General features: G+C 67.5%; 1 protein-coding gene. It reads right to left on the reverse strand.

Features of this window, described 5'->3' with window-relative positions; all coding sequences use genetic code 11:
* The coding region (locus ACSNOK_RS36370) for a hypothetical protein (RefSeq protein WP_436784919.1) at positions 1 to 234 on the reverse strand (234 nt) is incomplete at both ends.

Raw genomic sequence — 234 nt, forward strand, 5'->3', positions numbered from 1 at the left:
CGTCAGCGCGCGGCGCGGGCTGTAGGGCAGGTTGTCCATGCTGGGGTCCAGCAGCGTCAGGCCGGCAAAGCCCGACCAGCCGCCGCCCAGCGCCTGGCGCAGCGACAGCTCCATGCCGCGCATGGTGTAGCCGCCCAGGTTGATGAACTGCGGCGGGGGCGGGACATTGGGCGGAAAGCCGAAGACATAGCGGTTCTTGACCTTGTCGTGGAAGATGCTGGCGTCAAGCTGTGT

Source organism: Streptomyces sp. URMC 126, assembly GCF_051386555.1.
Lineage (GTDB): Bacteria > Actinomycetota > Actinomycetes > Streptomycetales > Streptomycetaceae > Streptomyces.